At 62.2% G+C, this 18,562-nt stretch carries 17 protein-coding genes and 2 pseudogenes; 13 read left to right on the forward strand and 6 right to left on the reverse strand.

Annotation, left to right across the window (positions count from 1 at the left end; genetic code table 11):
* The first annotated feature begins 102 nt into the window (after positions 1-102).
* From ACQB61_RS06295 to ACQB61_RS06315, 5 genes and pseudogenes are all read left to right on the forward strand, one after another.
* Entirely contained in the window at positions 103-1,050 is a 948-nt protein-coding gene (locus tag ACQB61_RS06295) for an ABC transporter permease (RefSeq protein ID WP_430511933.1), read from the forward strand.
* Positions 1,047-1,916, forward strand: coding sequence for an ABC transporter permease (locus ACQB61_RS06300; protein ID WP_430511934.1), 870 nt, complete (start codon positions 1,047-1,049; stop codon positions 1,914-1,916). The genes ACQB61_RS06295 and ACQB61_RS06300 overlap by 4 nt, the downstream gene beginning before the upstream one ends.
* Positions 1,917-1,938: 22 nt before the next feature.
* Positions 1,939-3,723 (forward strand): gamma-glutamyltransferase family protein, encoded by a 1,785-nt coding sequence (locus ACQB61_RS06305; RefSeq protein ID WP_430511935.1) that lies wholly within the window; start codon positions 1,939-1,941, stop codon positions 3,721-3,723.
* A 3-nt stretch (positions 3,724-3,726) separates the two neighbouring features.
* Positions 3,727-4,485 carry a DUF1028 domain-containing protein gene (locus tag ACQB61_RS06310; RefSeq protein ID WP_430511936.1) on the forward strand — a complete coding sequence of 253 codons (759 nt, stop codon included), beginning with the start codon at positions 3,727-3,729 and terminating at the stop codon, positions 4,483-4,485.
* Positions 4,482-6,303, forward strand: a pseudogene (locus ACQB61_RS06315) (ABC transporter ATP-binding protein). Before ACQB61_RS06310 ends, ACQB61_RS06315 begins: the two are co-directional and overlap by 4 nt.
* Here ACQB61_RS06315 and ACQB61_RS06320 read toward each other — a convergent pair.
* Positions 6,304-6,633: a DHCW motif cupin fold protein gene (locus tag ACQB61_RS06320; RefSeq protein WP_430511937.1), complete on the reverse strand. Its 330-nt coding sequence runs from the start codon at positions 6,631-6,633 to the stop codon at positions 6,304-6,306. It lies immediately after the preceding pseudogene.
* A 27-nt stretch (positions 6,634-6,660) separates the two neighbouring features.
* Positions 6,661-7,572 carry an EamA family transporter RarD gene (gene rarD / locus ACQB61_RS06325; protein WP_430511938.1) on the reverse strand — a complete coding sequence of 304 codons (912 nt, stop codon included), beginning with the start codon at positions 7,570-7,572 and terminating at the stop codon, positions 6,661-6,663.
* 292 nt (positions 7,573-7,864) lie between these two features.
* On the opposite strand from rarD, the gene ACQB61_RS06330 reads away from it, so the two are divergent.
* The 8 genes from ACQB61_RS06330 (at position 7,865) to ACQB61_RS06365 (ending at position 14,316) form a co-directional block, all read left to right on the forward strand.
* Complete coding sequence (locus ACQB61_RS06330) at positions 7,865-8,287, forward strand: SH3 domain-containing protein (RefSeq protein WP_430514311.1); 423 nt, start codon at positions 7,865-7,867, stop codon at positions 8,285-8,287.
* A gap of 208 nt (positions 8,288-8,495) precedes the next feature.
* Positions 8,496-9,227 (forward strand): hypothetical protein, encoded by a 732-nt coding sequence (locus ACQB61_RS06335; protein WP_430511939.1) that lies wholly within the window; start codon positions 8,496-8,498, stop codon positions 9,225-9,227.
* A gap of 24 nt (positions 9,228-9,251) precedes the next feature.
* Entirely contained in the window at positions 9,252-9,872 is a 621-nt protein-coding gene (locus tag ACQB61_RS06340) for a CHASE2 domain-containing protein (protein ID WP_430511940.1), read from the forward strand.
* Positions 9,830-11,188, forward strand: coding sequence for an adenylate/guanylate cyclase domain-containing protein (locus ACQB61_RS06345; RefSeq protein ID WP_430511941.1), 1,359 nt, complete (start codon positions 9,830-9,832; stop codon positions 11,186-11,188). Before ACQB61_RS06340 ends, ACQB61_RS06345 begins: the two co-directional genes overlap by 43 nt.
* Before the next feature lie 230 nt (positions 11,189-11,418).
* On the forward strand, positions 11,419-12,417 hold the full coding sequence (locus tag ACQB61_RS06350; RefSeq protein WP_430511942.1) for a TerC family protein: 999 nt from the start codon (positions 11,419-11,421) through the stop codon (positions 12,415-12,417).
* Between the two features lie 173 nt (positions 12,418-12,590).
* Positions 12,591-13,547: a hypothetical protein gene (locus tag ACQB61_RS06355; RefSeq protein WP_430511943.1), complete on the forward strand. Its 957-nt coding sequence runs from the start codon at positions 12,591-12,593 to the stop codon at positions 13,545-13,547.
* Position 13,548: 1 nt separating this feature from the next.
* Positions 13,549-13,926: a hypothetical protein gene (locus tag ACQB61_RS06360; RefSeq protein WP_430511944.1), complete on the forward strand. Its 378-nt coding sequence runs from the start codon at positions 13,549-13,551 to the stop codon at positions 13,924-13,926.
* Between the two features lie 87 nt (positions 13,927-14,013).
* Complete coding sequence (locus tag ACQB61_RS06365) at positions 14,014-14,316, forward strand: hypothetical protein (RefSeq protein ID WP_430511945.1); 303 nt, start codon at positions 14,014-14,016, stop codon at positions 14,314-14,316.
* Here the strand turns inward: ACQB61_RS06365 and ACQB61_RS06370 are convergent.
* The 4 genes and pseudogenes from ACQB61_RS06370 to ACQB61_RS06385 form a co-directional block, all read right to left on the reverse strand.
* Complete coding sequence (locus ACQB61_RS06370; RefSeq protein WP_430511946.1) at positions 14,290-16,161, reverse strand: ATP-binding cassette domain-containing protein; 1,872 nt, start codon at positions 16,159-16,161, stop codon at positions 14,290-14,292. The two genes, ACQB61_RS06365 and ACQB61_RS06370, sit on opposite strands and share 27 nt — an antisense overlap.
* The gene (locus ACQB61_RS06375; protein WP_430511947.1) at positions 16,151-17,473 is read right to left on the reverse strand and encodes an ATP-binding cassette domain-containing protein; all 1,323 of its coding nucleotides are present in this window, start codon (positions 17,471-17,473) and stop codon (positions 16,151-16,153) included. Before ACQB61_RS06375 ends, ACQB61_RS06370 begins: the two co-directional genes overlap by 11 nt.
* Positions 17,474-17,759: 286 nt before the next feature.
* Positions 17,760-18,179: pseudogene (locus ACQB61_RS06380) on the reverse strand (cysteine peptidase family C39 domain-containing protein); the annotation flags it as partial.
* 184 nt (positions 18,180-18,363) lie between these two features.
* Positions 18,364-18,546 carry a hypothetical protein gene (locus tag ACQB61_RS06385; RefSeq protein WP_430511948.1) on the reverse strand — a complete coding sequence of 61 codons (183 nt, stop codon included), beginning with the start codon at positions 18,544-18,546 and terminating at the stop codon, positions 18,364-18,366.
* Positions 18,547-18,562 lie beyond the last annotated feature (16 nt).

An 18,562-nucleotide genomic window follows, 5' to 3' on the forward strand; every position in this document is an offset into this window, starting at 1 on the left:
GGTGCTCTGGTCTCGGAACCGGACCTCATGATCTTGCAACGGCGCTGCGGAGTCCCTTCCGCAGCGCTCTCCATCCCGCCCCCGCCGTGAAGGATGGCGTCCATGCCTGTCTACATCGCGAAACGTCTGCTGGTCGCCATTCCGACCCTGCTGATCATCTCCATCTTTGTCTTTTCTCTGCAGAAGCTTCTGCCGGGCGATCCCGTCCTCGTGATGGCCGGGGAGGAGCGTGATCCTGCGGTTCTGGAAATGCTGCGGGAGAAGTACCGTCTGAACGATCCGTTGCCGGTGCAATACCTGACCTGGCTCGGCAATGCAGTGACCGGCGATCTCGGCATTTCCTTGCGTACCAACCAGCCAGTAACCGAACTCATCGCCCAGAAGCTGCCGGTAACAATCCAGCTTGCAGTCATGTCGATGATCTTTGCCTTTCTGATCGGTGTGCCTGCGGGCATTCTGGCTGCGGTGAGAAAGAACACGGTCATCGACTATATCGCCAGCATCATTGCTCTTTCGGGCTTGTCGGTGCCCAATTTTTGGCTCGGAATCATGTTGATCCTGCTGGTGTCCGTGAAGCTCGGATGGTTGCCGGCTTCCGGTTTCGAGTCGATTTTCAATGATCCTGTCCGCTCCCTGCAGACAATGATCATGCCCTCCTTCGTGCTGGGGACCGCTCTTGCCGCGACGCTGATGCGCCACACCCGCTCGGCCATGCTGGGTGTTCTGTCTCAGGACTACATCCGCACGGCGCGGGCCAAGGGGCTTTCACCGCGTGAAGTCGTGTTGTCGCATTCTTTCCGCAATGCGCTGCTGCCCGTCGTCACGCTCAGCGCGCTGCTGTTCGGCGAGTTGCTGGCCGGAGCCGTTCTGACGGAGCAGATCTTCACCATTCCGGGCTTCGGCAAGCTGATCGTCGATGCCGTTTTCAACCGTGACTATGCGGTGGTGCAGGGCGTCGTCATGTGCACGGCAGTTGGCTTCATTCTCATGAACCTTGTTGCGGACATTCTCTATGTCCTTCTCAATCCACGGCTGAGGGCAAGCCTATGACCGCGATCGAACAATCGTCCGTGGCGGCGGGCTCCGAAGGCAGCCGCTCCTGGAAGAAGCTGCGCTCAAGCCGCAGTGCGCTTGCCGGGCTCATCATCATCTCCTTCTTTTCCGCGCTGGCCATCCTCGCGCCGCTGCTGCCCATCGCAGATCCGGTGGCCACCAGCTGGTCGGCGATCCGCAAGGCTCCTTCGGCAGCCCATTGGCTTGGTACGGATGATCTGGGCCGGGATATCCTCTCGCGCATGATCTGGGGGGCAAGGGCTTCGCTGATGGCTGGCGTCTTCTCGGTCATGATTGCCGTCGGCATCGGGGTCCCGCTCGGCATTCTGGCCGGCTATTTCGGCGGCTGGGTGGATCTGGTCATTTCGCGCGTCACCGAAGCGCTTCTGGCCCTGCCGTTTCTGATCATGGCCATTGCACTTGCGGCCTTCCTCAGCCCGAGCCTCACCAATGCGATGATTGCGATTGGTCTGTCGGCCATGCCCATTTTCGTCCGCCTGACACGGGGGCAGGTGCTGGCGGTGAAGCAGGAAGACTATGTGGAAGGCGCCCGCTCTGTGGGCCTTGGCCACATGGACATCATGCTCCGCTACATCCTGCCCAATGTCACCGCGCCGATTATCGTTCAGGCGACGCTGACAGTTGCCACCGCCATCATTGCCGAGGCGAGCCTCTCGTTCCTCGGTCTCGGGCAGCAGCCTCCGGCGGCCAGCTGGGGTTCCATGCTGAACGTGGCGAAGAACTTCCTTTCACAGGCGCCCTGGATGGCCATGTGGCCGGGCGCCGCGATCTTCCTTGTGGTGATCGGCTTCAACCTCCTTGGCGACGGCCTGCGCGATGCGCTGGACCCGCGCGAACACTGATTTGCAGAAAAAGGCAGAGACATTGACTGAGTTCACCACACGGCCGGAAATCCTCGGCACCTTCGGTGTTGTCACTTCGACCCACTGGATCGCCTCTGCGGTCGGCATGAGCATTCTGGAAAAGGGCGGCAATGCCTTTGATGCGGCGGTTGCCGCAGGCTTCGTCCTGCAGATCGTCGAGCCGCATCTGTGCGGACCCGGTGGCGACATGCCGGCGGTCTTTTATTCAAAGAAGACGGACAAGGTGGAAGTGATCTGTGCGCAAGGTCCGGCCCCGGCAGGCGCAACCATCGAGCACTACACCAGCGAAGGGCTGAAGCTGATCCCCGGCGACGGGCTGCTGTCCACCGTCATTCCCGGTGCCTTTGATGGCTGGATGCTGATGCTGCGCGACTATGGCACTTTGTCCCTGCGTGAGGTGCTGGAGCCTGCCATCTATTACGCGGAGCATGGTCATCCGATGCTGCCGCGGGTATCGGCAACGATCAAGGGGCTCGGTGACTTCTTCGAGAAGGAATGGCCGACCTCTTACGAGACCTGGCTGCCCGGCGGCGCGGCACCCGAGCCGCATGCCAATTTCCGCAATCCGGTTCTGGCGGAAACATGGAAGCGCATCATTGCCGAAGCGGAAGCAAAGACCGGCCGCGAGGAGCAGATTGAGGCCGCGCGCGATGCCTTCTATCGGGGCTTTGTTGCCGAGGCCATCGGCAACTACCTGAAGACGGCCGAAGTCATGGATGCGAGCGGTCAGAAGCACAAGGGCGTGCTGACGGCCGATGACATGGCGAACTGGAGCGCCACCATCGAGGCACCGCAGACCTTCGACTATCACGACTGGACCCTGGCCAAGACGCAGGCCTGGGGGCAGGGGCCGGTTTTGCTGCAGTCTCTGGCACTGCTCAAGGGCTTTGACATTGGCGCGATGGACCCTGCCGGTCCCGACTTCGTCCATCATGTGGTCGAGGCGATGAAGCTCGCCTATGCTGACCGTGAGGTCTATTACGGCGATCCGAAGTTCGGGGAAATCCCGACCGAGCACCTGTTGTCGGAAGGCTACAACAGTGAGCGGCGCAAGCTGATCGGGGCTGAGGCCTCGTTCGACCTGCGCCCCGGAACCGTGCCCGGCTACGAACAGCAGCGCGATGCGACCATGGCCATGCTGGCCGAGTTCTCCGGCCACGGCGCGGTCTATGAGCCGACCATGGCGCATCTGACCGAGAAGAAGGGCGATACGGTCCACATCGATGTGATCGACCGCTGGGGCAACATGGTGGCAACGACGCCCTCCGGCGGGTGGCTGCAGTCTTCGCCGGTTGTGCCCGGGCTTGGCTTTGCGCTGAACTCGCGCGCACAGATGTTCTGGCTGAAAGAGGGACTGCCCACCTCCCTTGCTCCCGGCAAGCGCCCGCGCACAACACTGACGCCTTCGCTGGCAATGTACCAGGGGCGTCCAACACTGGCCTTTGGAACGCCCGGCGGCGACCAGCAGGATCAGTGGCAGCTGCCGTTCTTCTTGCGCTATGCCCACCACACGAAGAACCTGCAGGCGGCCATTGATGCGCCGCTGTTCCACTCCACCCATTTCCCGGGCTCCTTCTATCCGCGCACGTCGGAGCCTGGGCACATCATGGTGGAGGAGAGCTTCGGCGAGGCGGCAATTGCAGAACTGCGCCGCCGCGGGCATCAGGTGACGGTTGCCGACAGCTGGAGCGTCGGGCGCCTGACGGCTGCGCGCCGCGATGCCGATGGCCTGTTGCGGGCAGCGGCAACGCCGCGCCTGATGCAGGCCTATGCGGTGGGGCGCTGAGCCATGACCTGGTCCATCGCCGCCCGTGATCCAGAGACCGGCCACCTCGGCATTGCCGTTGCCAGCCGCTTCTTTGCGGTTGGCTCCGCCGTGCCCTACATGCGCGGCGGTGTGGGAGCCGTTGCTACCCAGGCCTTCGTCAGCCCTCTTTACGGGACCGATGGCCTTGCGATGCTTGGCGAAGGCAAAAGCCCGCAGGAGATCATTGACTTCCTGACGGGGCGCGATGACGGCGCCGAACAGCGGCAGATGCATCTGATCGACGCTCAGGGGCGCAACGCTGTCTTCACCGGCAAGAAATGCGTCGAATGGGCCGGGCATCTCATCGAGGACAATGTTTCCGTGGCTGGAAACATGCTCGCAGGTCCGCAGGTGCTGGAGCGGACCCTTGCCGCTTACAAGGATCTGTCCGCGGCTCCCTTTGCCGAGCGGCTGCTGGGTGCGATGGATGCAGGAGAAGCGGCGGGCGGCGACAAGCGCGGCAAGCAGTCTGCCGCCCTCGTCATCTACCGGGATCAGGATTACGCATGGCTCAACATCCGGGCTGATGACCACGCCGATCCGCTGCCGGAACTTTGGCGGCTCTACCGGGTGGCGCAGGAGCGTTACCTGCATGTGGTTGAAACCATGCCGACGCGGGAAAACCCGCATGGCCTTACCGACCGTACCGAAATCGACCGGAAAATCGCCAGCCTCGAAGCCGAACGGCAGGCTGCCGGTCGTGCATCTTCCTCCTTCGCGACGCCGTGGACACAGTCATGACCAATCCTGACCTGACCAGCCAGCCCGTTCTCTCCGTCCGCAACCTGACCACCGCCTTCAAGGCAGATGGTGGCTGGAGGCCGGTGGTGCGCAATGTGTCCTTTGATGTCTGCGCCGGGGAGACGCTGGCCATCGTAGGGGAGAGCGGATCGGGCAAGAGCGTGACCTCGCTGTCAGTCATGCGCCTGCTGGCGCCGAAGTCCAGCCGGATCGAGGGGAGGTGGTGCTGAATGGCCGCAACCTTCTTGACCTGTCCGAAAAGGCGATGCGGCACGTTCGTGGCAATGAGGTCTCGATGATCTTCCAGGAGCCGATGACCTCGCTCAATCCGATCTTCACCATCGGGCGCCAGATTTCCGAGGTGCTGACGCGGCACAAGGGCATGACGAAGTCCGCCGCCCGTGCCGAGACAATCCGCATGCTGGAGCGCGTGCGTATTCCCAATGCCGCCGCCCGATTTGACGAATACCCGCACCAGTTTTCCGGTGGCATGCGCCAGCGGGTGATGATTGCCATGGCGCTTGCTTCCCGCCCGAAGCTGCTGATTGCCGATGAGCCGACGACCGCGCTCGACGTGACGATCCAGGGGCAGATCCTCGATTTGATCAAGGAACTGCAGGACGAAGAGGGCATGGCTGTTCTTTTCATCACCCATGATATGGGCGTCGTTGCCGAGATTGCCGACCGCACTGTGGTGATGTTCCGGGGCGATGCGGTGGAGACCGGTCTGACCGGGGATATTTTTCATCGGGGCCAGCATCCCTATACCCGTGCGCTTCTGTCTGCCGTGCCAAGGCTTGGTTCCATGGCGGGTGAGGCGGCGCCTTTGCGTTTTCCTGTCGTGGACACGGCGACCGGCGTCATAACTGCTCCGCCCGCTCCAGCAGCTCTTCCCGGGCACAGCCAGCCCGTTCTTCAGGTCAGAAATCTCGTCACCCGCTTTCCGGTGCGCTCCGGTCTCTTCAACCGGCAGACCGGTGCCGTACATGCGGTGGAGAATATTTCCTTTGATCTGCTGCAGGGGAAACGCTCGCACTCGTTGGTGAATCGGGTTGCGGCAAGTCCACCACAGGCCGTTCGGTCATGCGCTTGATCGAACCTTCGTCCGGAGATATCCATCTCGATGGCTTCGACGTCCGGAAACTGGGGGCCGTGGAACTCCAGCGGATGCGCAAGAGCGTGCAGATGATCTTTCAGGATCCGTTCTCCAGCCTCAACCCTCGTATGACGGTTGGCCAGGCTGTTGCGGAGCCCTTCTTGAAGCACAAGCTTGGCGGCGTCCGTGAGGCTGCTGAAAAGACGGACTATCTGCTGGAGCGGGTAGGGCTCTCGGCATCCATGAAGAACCGTTATCCGCATGAGTTCTCGGGCGGCCAGCGCCAACGCATCGCCATTGCACGGGCGTTGTCGCTAGACCCGAAAGTGATCGTTGCAGACGAAAGCGTGTCTGCTCTCGATGTGTCGATCAAGGCGCAGGTCTGCAACCTGCTCATGGACCTGCAGGAAAGCCTGGATCTGGCCTTCCTCTTCATCAGCCATGACATGGCTGTTGTGGAACGGGTCAGCCACCGGGTGGCGGTGATGTATCTCGGCGAGATCGTCGAGATCGGTCCGCGTGCCGCCGTCTTTGAAAACCCGCAGCATCCCTACACGAAGAAGCTGATGGCTGCCGTGCCGGTGCCCGATCCGGCCCGCCGGGGTATGCGCCGCGGCATTGCCACAGATGAGCTGCGGAGCCCGGTGCGCGCCAATGGCTATCAGCCGCCGGTGCGGGAGTACCGGGAGGTTTCGAAAGGCCATCTGGTGCAGGTGGCTTAATCAGTCGACGATGAAGAGCTTTGCGCCGGTGCTGGTGGAGGAGCGGTGCGGCTCGGCATTGTCGGCCACCTGATAGCTCATGCCCGGCTTCAGCAGGAAGGTGCGGCCGTCGTCCAGCTCCGTTAACAGCTCGCCCTCTAGGCACAGGAGAATATGACCCTTCGTGCACCAGTGGTCAGCGAGGTAACCGGGCGTGTATTCCACCATGCGCACCCGGATGCCACCGAAGTGGCGCGTGCGCCAGAAGGCGGCGCCGGTTTCGCCCTTGTGCTCGGTCCGCTCCACAGTGTCCCAGTCCGTGGTGCCGAAGGGGATATCGCTCATCTGCATGGTGCAGTCCTTGTTGCTATGGGCGTGTCAGCGCGCCCGGTAAGCACGCAGCATCGAAAAGCTGTAGAGTGCCAGCGCCGACCAGATCAGTACGAAGGCTGAGAGTTTCACCGGGTTCATCGGCTCGCGGAATACGAAAACGGCGATCAGGAAGATGATCGTCGGTGTGATGTATTGCATCACAGCGATGGTTGAAAGCCGCAGCAGCTTGGCGGCGTTTGCGTAGATCATCAGCGGAATGGCCGTGGCCAACCCGGCCGAGGCGAGGAGCCAGGTGTCCAGCTGGGTGCCATGGGTGAAGTGGCCGGTGCTGGAGAACTCCAGCCAGAGGATGAAGGGTACGGCGGGAATGCTCAGCAGTGCCACCTCCAGGAAGAAGCCCTGATTGGGCCCCACCGGCAGAGTCTTGCGCAGGAAGGCGTAGAAGCCCCAGCTGACGGTCAGCGTCAGCGAAATCCAAGGCAGCCGCCCCGCATCCCAGGTCAGGATACCGACAGCCACGGCGACGAGTGCGATGGCCGCGATCTGCGTGCGCGACAGCTTTTCCTTGAGGACGATGGCACCCAGTAAGATGCTGAAAAGCGGGTTGATGAAATAGCCGAGGGCGCCCTCGATCGCCTGTCCCGAGCCGACCGCATAGACATAGGTGCACCAGTTGATGGTAATGAGGCTGGCGGTCAGTGCTGCCATGCCCATGGTGCGGGGAGACCGTATGGCTGCCTTCAGATCTCCGATCCGGCGCGTCGCCAGCAGGATCAGGGCAGCACAAGGTACGGACCATGCCGCCCGATGGGCCAGCACTTCAAACGGCGAGATATGCCCGAGCGCTTTTAGATAGATCGGCAGCAGGCCCCACAGGCCATAAGCGGTGAGGGCGTATGCGAAGCCTTTGGGGGTGTCGCCGGTCTGCTGGGGAACTGGGGGCGTATCCATCGCCATGGGCCTGACCTTGTCTTGTTGGGTCTCTTCCATAGGACGGAACCATCTCCGGTTCCAATTCATTCCTATGCTGCAGGCATCAGTGTTGTTCATACCGCCGGTGGCTGCCATCTTGCCGCCGGGATTGGCATGTTCTGCTCAAGCCTTGTGTAGTAGGATCTGATGTGGGCCATTCGGGGTTCGAGAGGTTACAGGGATGCGTAAGATTGCTTTTTCTCTCGCCCTTGCTGTTGGGCTGCTTGGTGCTGGCGCTGCCAACGCCTGGACGGCTCAGGCAACGGCAGACCTGAACATGCGCTCAGGACCAGGTACCGGCTATGCGCCGCTTCTGGTCATTCCGCGCGGTGCAGTGGTTGAGGCAGGCGCCTGCAGCAGCTGGTGCCAGGTGTTTTTCGCAGGTTACCGGGGGTTTGTGAGCGCCCGCTATCTGGCGCCGGCTGGCGGTTACTATCAGCCCGCACCCCCGCCGCCGGTGGTCGTGGTGCCGCCTCCCTACTATCGCCCGGCACCGCCACCCTATTACCGGCCGGGCCCTCCGCCGGTCTACCGCCCCCTTACCATCACCGCGACCGCTACAGGGATTATGAGCGCAGGCGGAGTTACCATTGGGAGCGGTCCTGGTAAGGATCTTTGGGCGGCTCCAAATTTAAGTGAACTGTGCATGGCTCGCGGCTCATATGCGCCGCGGGTCTTTTGCTGCGAGGCAAGGCTGTGAAACCAGGCGGGCCCGCAGGGCTCCGCTGGCAACAGATGTGGCAACGGGTGCTCCAAAACATCTTAAAGAAACCACAGATCCTGTGATTTCTGCCACAGTTCCGGACGCATTCTTCTTTAAACCTTGTATCTGCAAACAGAGATTCTGTCATCCCTGCTGCTGGTGCCTTTTGCAGGCTCTGAGAGCAGGATGAAAAAGGAGCATTTGAATGGCTACCAAGACAAAGGCCCCCTCAAACAGCCGCTCGCTTGCGCCGCACAGCGCGGCGCGAGGGCTGGTGCTGGGTCTGGGGCTGTCTCTTCTCGGCAGTGTTTCTGCTTTCGCGGCAGATCCCGTCGCCATGGTGCTGGACCGCTCGGAAGGTGTCGAGGCTTCGGCCTTCACCGAACTTTTCCCCGGAGATGCCGTCGCGCTGGGCAGTGAAGGCTATGTTGATCTGCTCGACTATACCGCCTGCCGCGAGGTGCGGGTAACGGGCGGTACTGTCACGGCTGTCAGCACGGGGCTTGAAGTGGTGGAAGGTCAGGAGACGGAACTGCGTCCGGGCAACTGCCTTCAGCAGCAGACCACCAACGCAGGCCCAGAGAACAGCAAGGGCCTTGCGACGACCCTGCGCAGCGTGCGTCCGGAAAACAAGGTGGCTGCATCGCTGATGCTGCGCTTTGGCGATGACCTCAAGGAGCGTTACGACAGCGTGATGATCTCCGTCGATGGTGGTGAGCCGAAGGAATACAAGCTCGATGACACTGCCCTGTCTGAAATGCCGCTGACAACGGCGGAAGATGCGGCTGCTGCCATGGCTGGCGGTACGGTCCGCAACTCCGTGCCGGTTGAGCTGATGTTCAAGCCGAAGGAAGGCGCAGGGGATGCAGAAGTGCGTCAGTTTACGCTCGACCCCTCGGGCGTTGGCCGCGATACTGCTGTTGTCGTGGTGAAGTGAACTGAGCCGGATGAACCTCGTTAAATGACCGGGTCCGGGCGGGCGCAGACCGCCGCAACAGAACGTATCAGGCTGAAGGCCGCGATGGTGCTCATCGCGGCCGCGCTTGGTATTGCGTCCGGATTTGCCTCGATCCATGCGATCTGGGAAGGCTGGATGACGGACAGGCTGCTGCAAATGCGCGCGGCCGTCGAACCCCTGCCGCAGGACCGGTTCCCGGTGGCGGTCGTTGGCCTGGATCAGGCGTCGCTGACCTCCAGGCGTCTTGAGGCTATCCCCCGTGTTTTCATGTCCCAGGCCTTTGCCGAAGCGGGCAGCGGGTTGTTCGAGGCGGGGGCAAAGGCCATCGGCCTCGATTTCGTTTTTGCCTTCAGCGCCGACTCCTTTGCCGACCCGCAGACTGGTGAGGCGCGGTTGCGCGGCTATGACCGTCAATTCCTGCAGTTCCTGTATCAGAACCGGGGCCGTGTCGTTGTCGCGCGCACGTCGACCGGAGTTCCGCACCGGTCCATTTCCGCGACTGCGGGCAATGAGGGGTGCGCTCCACCGAGATTTTTACGAGCAACGACGGAGTCGTTCGCCGCCACAGGCCTTCCGTTCCAATGGAAAACTCGCCTGCTTTCGTGGATGCCATGCTCTCCTTGATGGGCTCAAATATTGCCGAGCCTTACATGCCGCTTCCCGGTGCCCGGCTTGCCTCGACCGTTCCTTATCTGTCGCTGGTTGATGTGCTCGACATGATGGATACCGAGGAGGGCAGGGCGAAGCTGCATGAGTTTGCAGACGGCCGGGCCATTCTCTTTGGCAGCACCTTGCCGAATGAGGACGAGCATCTCTACCTCGACCGTTATCTGCCGCGGGAAAGCGTTCCTGGCGCGATTGAGGGTGCCATGGGGCGGCCGCCGGTGCGAACTGCAACGTCCGGTGTCTTCATCCTGGCCGACCTGATCGGAGCCCCGCTGACTGGCCGCTTTGCTAAGGATGCACCCTTCGCAGCGGTTGCGGGGCTTATCATTGCCTTTGCACTTGCCGGTGCGCTTGCAGGGTTGAATCTGCCTTTGCCCAGCCTGCCTTTTGTGGCAACCGGGCTCATCGGCGGCGGACTCGCCATCGCCTTTGCGGCTCTGATGGGCGGCACCGTTCTGCCCGCAGGCGCGGCGCCCTTCGCCGGGTTTATTGCGCTGATGGTGGCCGGTGTGGCGCAGGTGGCGGTGCTGAAGCGGCGTGAGCGCGAGCTGGTGCGCCTCTTTGGCCATTATCTTTCACCGCAGGTGATCAAGACGATGGCGGAGCAGGAGCGCCTTTCGGATCTCGGCGGCGAGACCCGCCGCGTCGTTGTTGCCTTCATCGACATCGTTGGCTTCACCCGTATGTCGGAGCAGCTTCCGGACCGTGAGGTGGTGAAGGTGGTGAACACCTGTTTCGAGGCGATCGGTGGTGAAATCACACGTTTTGAGGGCTACATCGACAAGTATATCGGCGACGCGGTGATGGCGATCTGGAACGCGCCGAACGATGTTGAGGCGCCCGAGCAGCAAGCTGTCGGCTGTGCCCTCGCCGTGATTGCCATGCTGCCCGAACTGCGCCGCCGCACTGGTCAGCCTGGGCTCGATCTGCGCATTGCGATCAATGCTGGCCCTGCGCTTGTGGGCGATATCGGCGGTGAGACACGCCGCTCCTTCACAGTGATGGGCACAACCGTCAACACTGCCAGCCGCATCGAGACCATCGCCAAGGAAGCCGCCGTGCGCCTTGCCTTCAGCAGTTCTGTTGCGGAAGGCCTGCAATCCCCAGTCCTGCTGCCGCTGTGGAAGGGAACCTTGCGCGGCCTTTCTGTCGAGACGGAAGTGCTGACCCTTGATAATGCGGCGCTCTTCATGGAGGAGAGCGGCCCGCGCCTGCTTCTGAGCGATGAAGATCCGGAACTGCCTGATGCCGGCATTCGCAGTGCAGCCATCTGAGGCGGCCAAGAAGGGGGCCTCCAATCTGGCTGAGGCAGCTTGCATTTCGTCAATTCCCTGTTATCTATCGCGCAGCGGGCCGGGCCCCTCTGGCGATGCGCACTGAACTCCAAGAGCAGGCGCCTCGTGATGTCGGACCGCATCAAGTGCGCTTGATGCCATGCCCGGACTGCCGCCTCGCGGACAATCACCTGTCATGACACGGCGCCGTCACGCGAGTGAGGCACATCTTGGATATCCTGTTTCTGCTGTTTCTCGATAAGCCGCTGTGGATGTGGTTTGTCTTCCTGTCTCTGGTCATTGCCCTGCTGGTGTTTGACCTTGGCGTCCTGCACAAGGACGACCATGAGATCGGGATTGCCGAGAGCTTGAAGCTTTCGGCCATGTACATCATTCTGGGTCTTTCTTTCTCCGGCTTCATTTTCTGGCAGATGGGCGGGGAGGCGACCGCGCAGTATCTGACCGCCTTCGTGGTGGAAAAGACGCTGGCGATGGACAACATCTTTGTCATCGCGCTCATCTTCAGCTTCTTCGCCATTCCGCGCCAGTATCAGCACCGGGTGCTCTTCTGGGGCATTCTTGGGGTGATCCTGCTGCGCGGCATCATGATCGGCCTTGGGGCCACGATCGTCGAGCAATATCACTGGGTACTCTATCTCTTTGCTGCCTTCCTGATCTTCACTGGCATCAAGATGCTGTTTGCCGGTGATGAGGAGCACAAGATCGAGGAGAACGCGCTGATCCGCTTCCTGAAGCGGCGGCTGCCGGTGACGGATGAGATCCACGGCCACAGCTTCATCGTGAAGCAGAAGGACCCGGCAACGGGACGTCTGAAGCGCTTTGTCACACCGCTTCTGCTGGCGCTGATCGTCATCGAGATCGCCGATGTGGTGTTTGCGGTGGATTCGGTCCCGGCCGTCTTCACCATCACCACCGATCCTTACGTGGTCTACACCTCCAACATCTTCGCCATCCTGGGCCTGCGCGCGCTCTATTTCGCTTTAGCGGCGATCCTGCACCGGTTCGCCTATCTCAAATATGCGCTGTCGCTGCTGCTGGTCTTCATCGGTTCCAAGATCTTCATTGCGGAGATGATGGGCTGGGAGAAGTTTCCGCCAGAATGGTCGCTTGGCATCACCTTTGCGATCCTGGGCGCCGGGACTGTTTTTCCCTCTGGAAGACGAGCAGTGCAGAGAGCCGCTGAGGTGCATGTTCTCCCTTCCCGATAGAGCAAAATCCCCCGGCAGACCATTCTGCCGGGGGATTTCTCTTTATGGCAAGCTCTTGCGCGGACAGACGAGGCTATTTCCGATCCACCCCAAATGTGCCGTTGCTCCATTTGTCTGTCCGGTTCTAGATGATGGTGAAGGTGAATGAAGGGTTCTCGCAGGGAGGCACCGGCTTGAATGCAACCGTAAATCTGGACGCAGCCACGACGGAGATTTCTGCCGCTTCCCAGATTGCTATCGAATTGCTGGAAGGGGATGCAGGCGTTTTTGCTGCCTATGGGTTCCCGCGGCTTGCACGGCATCTTTCGCCCGTCCAGGGCCTCTGGCTTGCAGTGGGGCTCCGGGTCGCCGGGCTGCCTGCCGGGCTTGCCCTTGGCATGGTGCAGGGCCAGAAGGCGTGGCTGCTGTCCTTGATGGTCGCCGCTCCCTTGCGCGGGCGGGGCTACGGGCGCCAGTTGGCGCAGGCCTTTGCTGCAGGCGCGGCAGGACGTGGCGCAGCATCGGTACAAGCAGACTTTTCCTCCCGGATCGCGCATCGCGGTGCATTGGCCCGCTGTCTGGCCGCCGCCGGATTTTCTGAACCGGAACTTCTGACGCTGGCCACCACGGGCGAAGCAGGGGCGATGCTGGAGGCGGTCAATCAGTGGCCCAGCATGATGCGGCGTCTGCGAAATCCGGATAGCGCCAGTTTCGAGCCATGGCGCCCTCTGGACGCGGCGGATCTGGAGGCGGTCGAGGCACTCTCACGGGAGCCCGGCTTCGTGCCAGGCATGGCGCCGGAGGCTGATCCGCAGTCCTTTGATCCAGCCTGCTCAATTGCGGTGCGCCGGGACGGGCAGCTGATTGGGTGGGTTGTGGCCGAGGCGCTACCGGTGATCACGCTGGAGGCCTACCGGGGCCGGAAGGGTGTGTACTACCGCTCAGCCTATCTGACGCAACCGCTTTGGCACACGGGGCTGATGGTCGGTGCGTACCGTGCGGCTTTTGAAGCACAGGTCAACACCCACGGGCCGGAATCGATTGCCGCGTTTCACACGAGTATTCCGCGCATGGCGGCCATGGTCCGGCGCCGGTTCGGGCCGATTGCGCTGCAGGTGGACGAGCATTGGCGCACGGAGCAGGTTCTTTAACATGAAGCTTGGCAAGCGGCCCGCGAGTGGGGCCGTGTCGCCTTCAAACGGAGAAGATGAAATGGAAAATATTGATCTGAACGCGCTTTTTGGCGTTGATACGGTTGAGAAGGTGCGCCTGCGGCTCAATGAGGACGCCGCCTTTCTTGCTGAGGCCAAGGTGGATCTGAATGCCGCTGTAAAGGCGCATTACGGTATTGATCTGCCTGTGCCGATGGGCGTTGTCGAAAGCGCCGGCGGCTGGACTGCCTGCATCCTCGCCGATGATGCTCTGGCTGATAGCGAACTGGATCTGGTCGCGGGCGGTATGCTGATTCCGAGTTACAAATCTTCGACTCCCAAACACACTCCGGAAAACAGCATTACAATTCGCTTTTAGTCATTAAAGCACCCCAAATGCCGCACCTATCTGTTCTGCTACAGCGGGTTTTGCGTGCTGCCGGCAACTTTGATTGGGCGATGAGACATGACAATTGACCTTAAGGCACTCTTTGGCGCCGATGCTGTCGAGGATGTAATCCGGCGTCTCAACTCCGATAGCGCGTTTCTGGCGGAAGCTCGCGCTGATCTGAATGCTGCAGTGATGGCACACTATGGCGTTCAGTTGCCCCTGCCGCTGGCTCTCGCCGAAGGGGTAGACGGCTGGACGGTCGAGGTTCCGCATGGTGATGCCCTGGACGACAGCGAGCTGGATCTTGTCGCTGGCGGATCAAGTCAGCATTTCCTGAATCCAGGCCTCAAATCAGACGGTGACCGCAGGCATGTCTGAAATCCCGAGCTGCACGACGGCGTCGGTCTGAGCCAGAATGGCGGGATTGTGGGTGACGATCAGCATCCCGGTCCCGTCTTTGCGCAAGGATGCCAGAAGCCGTGAAATCTGGTCCTGATCGAGGCCAGTGACTGTCTCGTCCAGGATCAGGAAATCAGGTTCGCGCGCCACGGCCCGTGCAATCAGCAGACGTTGCACAAGGTTCTGCGAAACCATTCCTTCTGCCACAAGCGTCTGCACGCCCATCGGCAGCGTTGCCACTTCCTCGTCCAGTCCGGTGATGCGCAGGGCGCGGGCGATGGCCTCGTCCCGGAGCGGTGCCATGCCCAGAACGACGGCGCGGATCGTGTCGAGGCTGATGCTTTCATCCTGAAAGACGCAGCCAATGCGGCGCCTGTAGCTCGCCGGATCGAGCCTTTCCAGCAACTCGCCATCCACCCGAATGCTCCCGCTTTCCGGCTTCTGGAAACCCAGCAGCAGCTGGATCAACGTTGACTTGCCGCAGCCCGAAGGGCCGGTGAGCCCCAGAACTTCACCGCGCCGCAAAGTGAGGTTCGCGTTTTGAAGCACAGGTCCGGGTGCGTCCGGATAGTGAAAGCTCAAGCCTTCGCAAGCAATCTGTCGGATGCTGCCGGGCGTGAGGCTGCCACTGTGCCCGCCTTCGCCGTTTGTGAGCCACTCTGGCTGTTCAATGCGTCTTTCAGGTGCTACACGGCCGGCCATCAGGCCTGCTTGCGTCAAGCAGGCTGCCGCCAGCGCGATGCCCGCAAGGACAAGCGGTTGTGAATTGTCCGTGAGGGCGGACTGTTCTGCCGCAATACAGGATGCGAGCGGCACTGCGCAGATCAGAAGCCGGTCCAGCGCTGAACGCAGGTCTTCTAGCCGCGACTGCCACCGGCTGACTGTCTGCCATGCGCCTTGCGCGTCCGCCACACGGCGCATCAGCCAGTCTCCCCGTCCCAGCAACCGCAGCCGGGGCAGGGCGGCGGCGGTTTCGGCTGCGATCTCTTGCAGGGCGTTGCTCCGGCGCTGGCATTCCTCCTGCTGCCGGAAAATCCGCCGCGTCAGTGAAGCTCTGAGTGCAAGGGCGGGCAGGAGAAGCAGACCTGCGGCAGAAAGGGCTGCCGGACTTGCCGCAGCCAGAAGCCCCAGCGCGGGCACTGCAAGCCCAAGGGCGCTGATCCTTCCGCTTTTTCGCAGGCTGTCCTCAATGGCTTGCGTCACCAGTGCCCCCAGCCGCTCTGCCATCCCGGCAGGCGAAGGCCGGTTGAGCTGCGCTGGGGCTGCATGTGCCAGCCGCAGCCAGATTGCCGATGAGCTTGCAAGGCCCGCAAGGCCGATGCGCCGAAGCGCTGCCGTCTGCCGGATCAGTAGGGCCAAAGCTCCGCTGCCTGCAAGCACCGCAAGACCGGCAGTTGCCTTTCCCGGTGAGGGCTGTGTGATCAGGGCTGCTGCCGGGGCATTGATTGCAAGACCTGTCAGGATCGCCGGGATTGCCTCCTGCCATCCGGGCATGGTGCGGGCTTTGGGGGCAACGAGGGCCAGTGCCTCCGGCAGTACATCCGTTGCTTCGGGTGCTGCACTTCTTCTGCCATCGGCATGAAGCAAGGCGGTGTGCCCGCCGCGCGTATCGAGCACGGCAGCATTTTCTTCGCCTTTGAGAAAAACGATCAGAAGCCCCAGGTCTTCGTTCCGCCAGTCCGGTGCGCCGCTGCCGGGCGCAGGCAGGCGGATGCGGCGCAGGAGAAGCCCTTCGGCCATTGCAGCAGCGCGCAGGGCTTCCTCCTTATGCGGGGACGCCATCCGGGCGAGGCGGGCAAGCCGAAGCCCTGCATCATCCTTCATGATCGCTCCCCAGCCTGATTTCATGGGTGACTTGGCCTGCCGTCATGGCTCTTGCGCCGCACAGGACGAGGCCGATGCCTGCCGCGGTCAGCCGCTGCCGCAGGCGTATTTCCAGCTCGCTCTCCAGCGCGTCGAAAGCCTCATCCACCACCAGAAACCGGGGCTGCCGCAGCAGGCTGCGGGCCAGCATCAGCCGCCGCAATTGCCCGCCGCTTAGGCTGGGCCGGGCAGGTGTCAGAGGCAGGGTAAGCCCGCCGCGCGGGGCAAGGGTTTGCCAAAGCTCCACCTTTTCCAGCGCGCTGATCAGGACGTCATCTGACAATTCATCCTGTCCCAGCCGCAGGTTCTCCGCCACCGTGCCTTTGAAGGGTGGCAGCGGGCGTGCCTCATACAGCACCAGTCCCGGCCACTGCGCCAAAGCCTCGCTGGCGGGCTTGCCGTTCAGCAGAATGTGTACGCCGGACAAAGGCTCAAGCCCGGCAATCGCGCGCAGAAGACGTGATTTACCGCAGCCGGAAGGGCCGGTGACGGCCAGCGTTTCGCCGGGGCTGAGCGTGATGGTCTGGTTCTGATGCTGCAATGCAAGCCGGCACTCTGCAGGAGGAGGCCCTGAACCGGGTTCGCATGGCTTTGCGCCATTGCGGATGTCCTCCAGCCTTGCCGCAATGGTGCGAAGGGCCGAAAGCGCAGGAGCAAGGCAAGCAATCTGCCCCGCTTGCCGGTGGAGCGCGGCGCAGAGCAGGGCCAGACCCAATATGCCGCCAGCCTGTGCACCGTCCGCCTTCGCGCCACCAAGTCCGTGCAGGGCAACCGCCGCCATGCCGGAGAAGTGCAGAAGCCCCTGCAAGGCCTGAAGCCCGGCCATCTTGAGGCCAGCCCGTTGCGCCACGCCCATGCTGACCGCATGGGACCCGGCCAGCCGCAGCGCCAGTTCTTCACTGCGCCCGCCGCAGAGCCATGTCTCAATCAGGGCCAGCATGCTGCTGCCGGGAATAGCCGGGGCAGAAGAGGCAATCCGGTCCAGCGTTGCTTCCATGCGTGAAAGCTGGCTGCCCCGGCGGCTTGTGGCAAGCCATGTCAAAAGAGCAGCGGCAAGGCCGGTGAAAGCAACGGCAAGCCCTGCCATGCCAAAGCACGAGGCTCCAGCCGCCAGCAACAAAAGGCCGGGCATATCTGCTGTGCGGGCAAAGCTGAGACCGGCGGCCCTTGCGCCGGGCGCCAGGAGCATCAGATCGGCCGCCTGATCCGGCACACGGCGCGAAAACCAGTCGAGGTCCTGCGTTGTCAGAAAGGCACTCGCCTGTTGCTCCACCGTCCTTGCCAGCGCATTCGCGGCTGACTGTCTGGCAAGGTGCCTCAGAAAAGCTGCCCCTGCGCCCGCTAGGGCCAGAAGCAGCAAGAGGAAGAGGAGGGGGCTGGCTGAGAGTCTGGCCCTTTTGATCCAGCGTGATTGCAGCAATCAGCACCAGCCCCTGCAGCATCATGCCCGCCGCCATCGCAATGGCCAGTCTGGCGGTCATTGGCCGCAGAAGACCGGAAAGAGCTGTCTGCCACCCCAAGGCAGGATCGGGCCCGCTCCGCCTGAGCGGCTGCACGGTGATGATGATCCCGGTGTAGTCCTGCGCGAAGTCATGACGGCTGGTCAGAACTGGTCCGCAACCTGGATCATTGACCATCACGTGACTGTCCGTCACTGACTCCACCACCACGAAATGGATGAAGCGGCTGTGGGCGATGACTGGCAGAGCCTGACGTTGCAGCTCGTCCAGCGTGCGGCGGTAGGCTGCGGCATGAAAGCCGTTCTGCCGTGCCAGCGCAATGATCTGCCGGGCGGAAAGCCCAAGGCGCGTGGAGCCTGCCTGCCTGCGCAGATCCTCAAGGGTTACCGCGCTGCCATGATGCGCCAGCAGTATGGCCAGCGCGGCCAGACCGCATTCTGCTGTCTCGCCCTGCCGGATATCCGGTGTTGGCCTTTGCTTGTCCTGCTGTGCTTGAGGCTTGCGCAAAAGTGGCAGCATGGGTTCAGTGGGCGCTCTTTGGCATTTGATGCAGGGTGTGCGAGGTGTCGGGCAGGACAGTGCACCGCATGTTGAAGCATGGTCCGGCGCAGGGACATGAAGTCCACCGGCATGTGATGTATGACTTGATCCGCCTGCGCAAGTCTTGCGCAGGGCAGACGGTGCAGCAGGGCAGGTGGAGGCATCAATGCCGGGTGAGAATGGGCCGGGAAACACCGCTGCTGATGGCAGCGAGACAGTCGGACAGCCTTCCGGTGCTGCCACCCTTCAACCGAAGGGAAGCGGTCTTTTCCGGGCTGAGGCTCTCGCCCGTCTGTCCGCGACCGAAGATCTCGACCGCCCGGCCCGGCTGGCGGTGCTTCCCCATCTTCCCGTTCTGCTCG

Source organism: Pannonibacter phragmitetus (assembly GCF_050510895.1).
In the GTDB taxonomy this organism is placed as follows: Bacteria; Pseudomonadota; Alphaproteobacteria; order Rhizobiales; family Stappiaceae; genus Pannonibacter; species Pannonibacter phragmitetus_B.

What these genes read in the sequence shown, in the direction of transcription:
- ACQB61_RS06295 (WP_430511933.1), top strand. Translation starts at nt 103, where the DNA reads ATGCCTGTCTACATCGCGAAACGTCTGCTGGTCGCCATTCCGACCCTG.
- ACQB61_RS06385 (WP_430511948.1), bottom strand. Translation starts at nt 18,546, where the DNA reads ATGGGGAAGCACCGCCAGCCGGGCCGGGCGGTCGAGATCTTCGGTCGC.
- ACQB61_RS06310 (WP_430511936.1), top strand. Translation starts at nt 3,727, where the DNA reads ATGACCTGGTCCATCGCCGCCCGTGATCCAGAGACCGGCCACCTCGGC.
- ACQB61_RS06345 (WP_430511941.1), top strand. Translation starts at nt 9,830, where the DNA reads ATGGAAAACTCGCCTGCTTTCGTGGATGCCATGCTCTCCTTGATGGGC.
- ACQB61_RS06365 (WP_430511945.1), top strand. Translation starts at nt 14,014, where the DNA reads ATGACAATTGACCTTAAGGCACTCTTTGGCGCCGATGCTGTCGAGGAT.
- ACQB61_RS06340 (WP_430511940.1), top strand. Translation starts at nt 9,252, where the DNA reads ATGACCGGGTCCGGGCGGGCGCAGACCGCCGCAACAGAACGTATCAGG.
- ACQB61_RS06335 (WP_430511939.1), top strand. Translation starts at nt 8,496, where the DNA reads ATGGCTACCAAGACAAAGGCCCCCTCAAACAGCCGCTCGCTTGCGCCG.
- ACQB61_RS06330 (WP_430514311.1), top strand. Translation starts at nt 7,865, where the DNA reads ATGCGCTCAGGACCAGGTACCGGCTATGCGCCGCTTCTGGTCATTCCG.
- rarD (WP_430511938.1), bottom strand. Translation starts at nt 7,572, where the DNA reads ATGGCGATGGATACGCCCCCAGTTCCCCAGCAGACCGGCGACACCCCC.
- ACQB61_RS06320 (WP_430511937.1), bottom strand. Translation starts at nt 6,633, where the DNA reads ATGCAGATGAGCGATATCCCCTTCGGCACCACGGACTGGGACACTGTG.
- ACQB61_RS06300 (WP_430511934.1), top strand. Translation starts at nt 1,047, where the DNA reads ATGACCGCGATCGAACAATCGTCCGTGGCGGCGGGCTCCGAAGGCAGC.
- ACQB61_RS06370 (WP_430511946.1), bottom strand. Translation starts at nt 16,161, where the DNA reads ATGAAGGATGATGCAGGGCTTCGGCTTGCCCGCCTCGCCCGGATGGCG.
- ACQB61_RS06360 (WP_430511944.1), top strand. Translation starts at nt 13,549, where the DNA reads ATGAAGCTTGGCAAGCGGCCCGCGAGTGGGGCCGTGTCGCCTTCAAAC.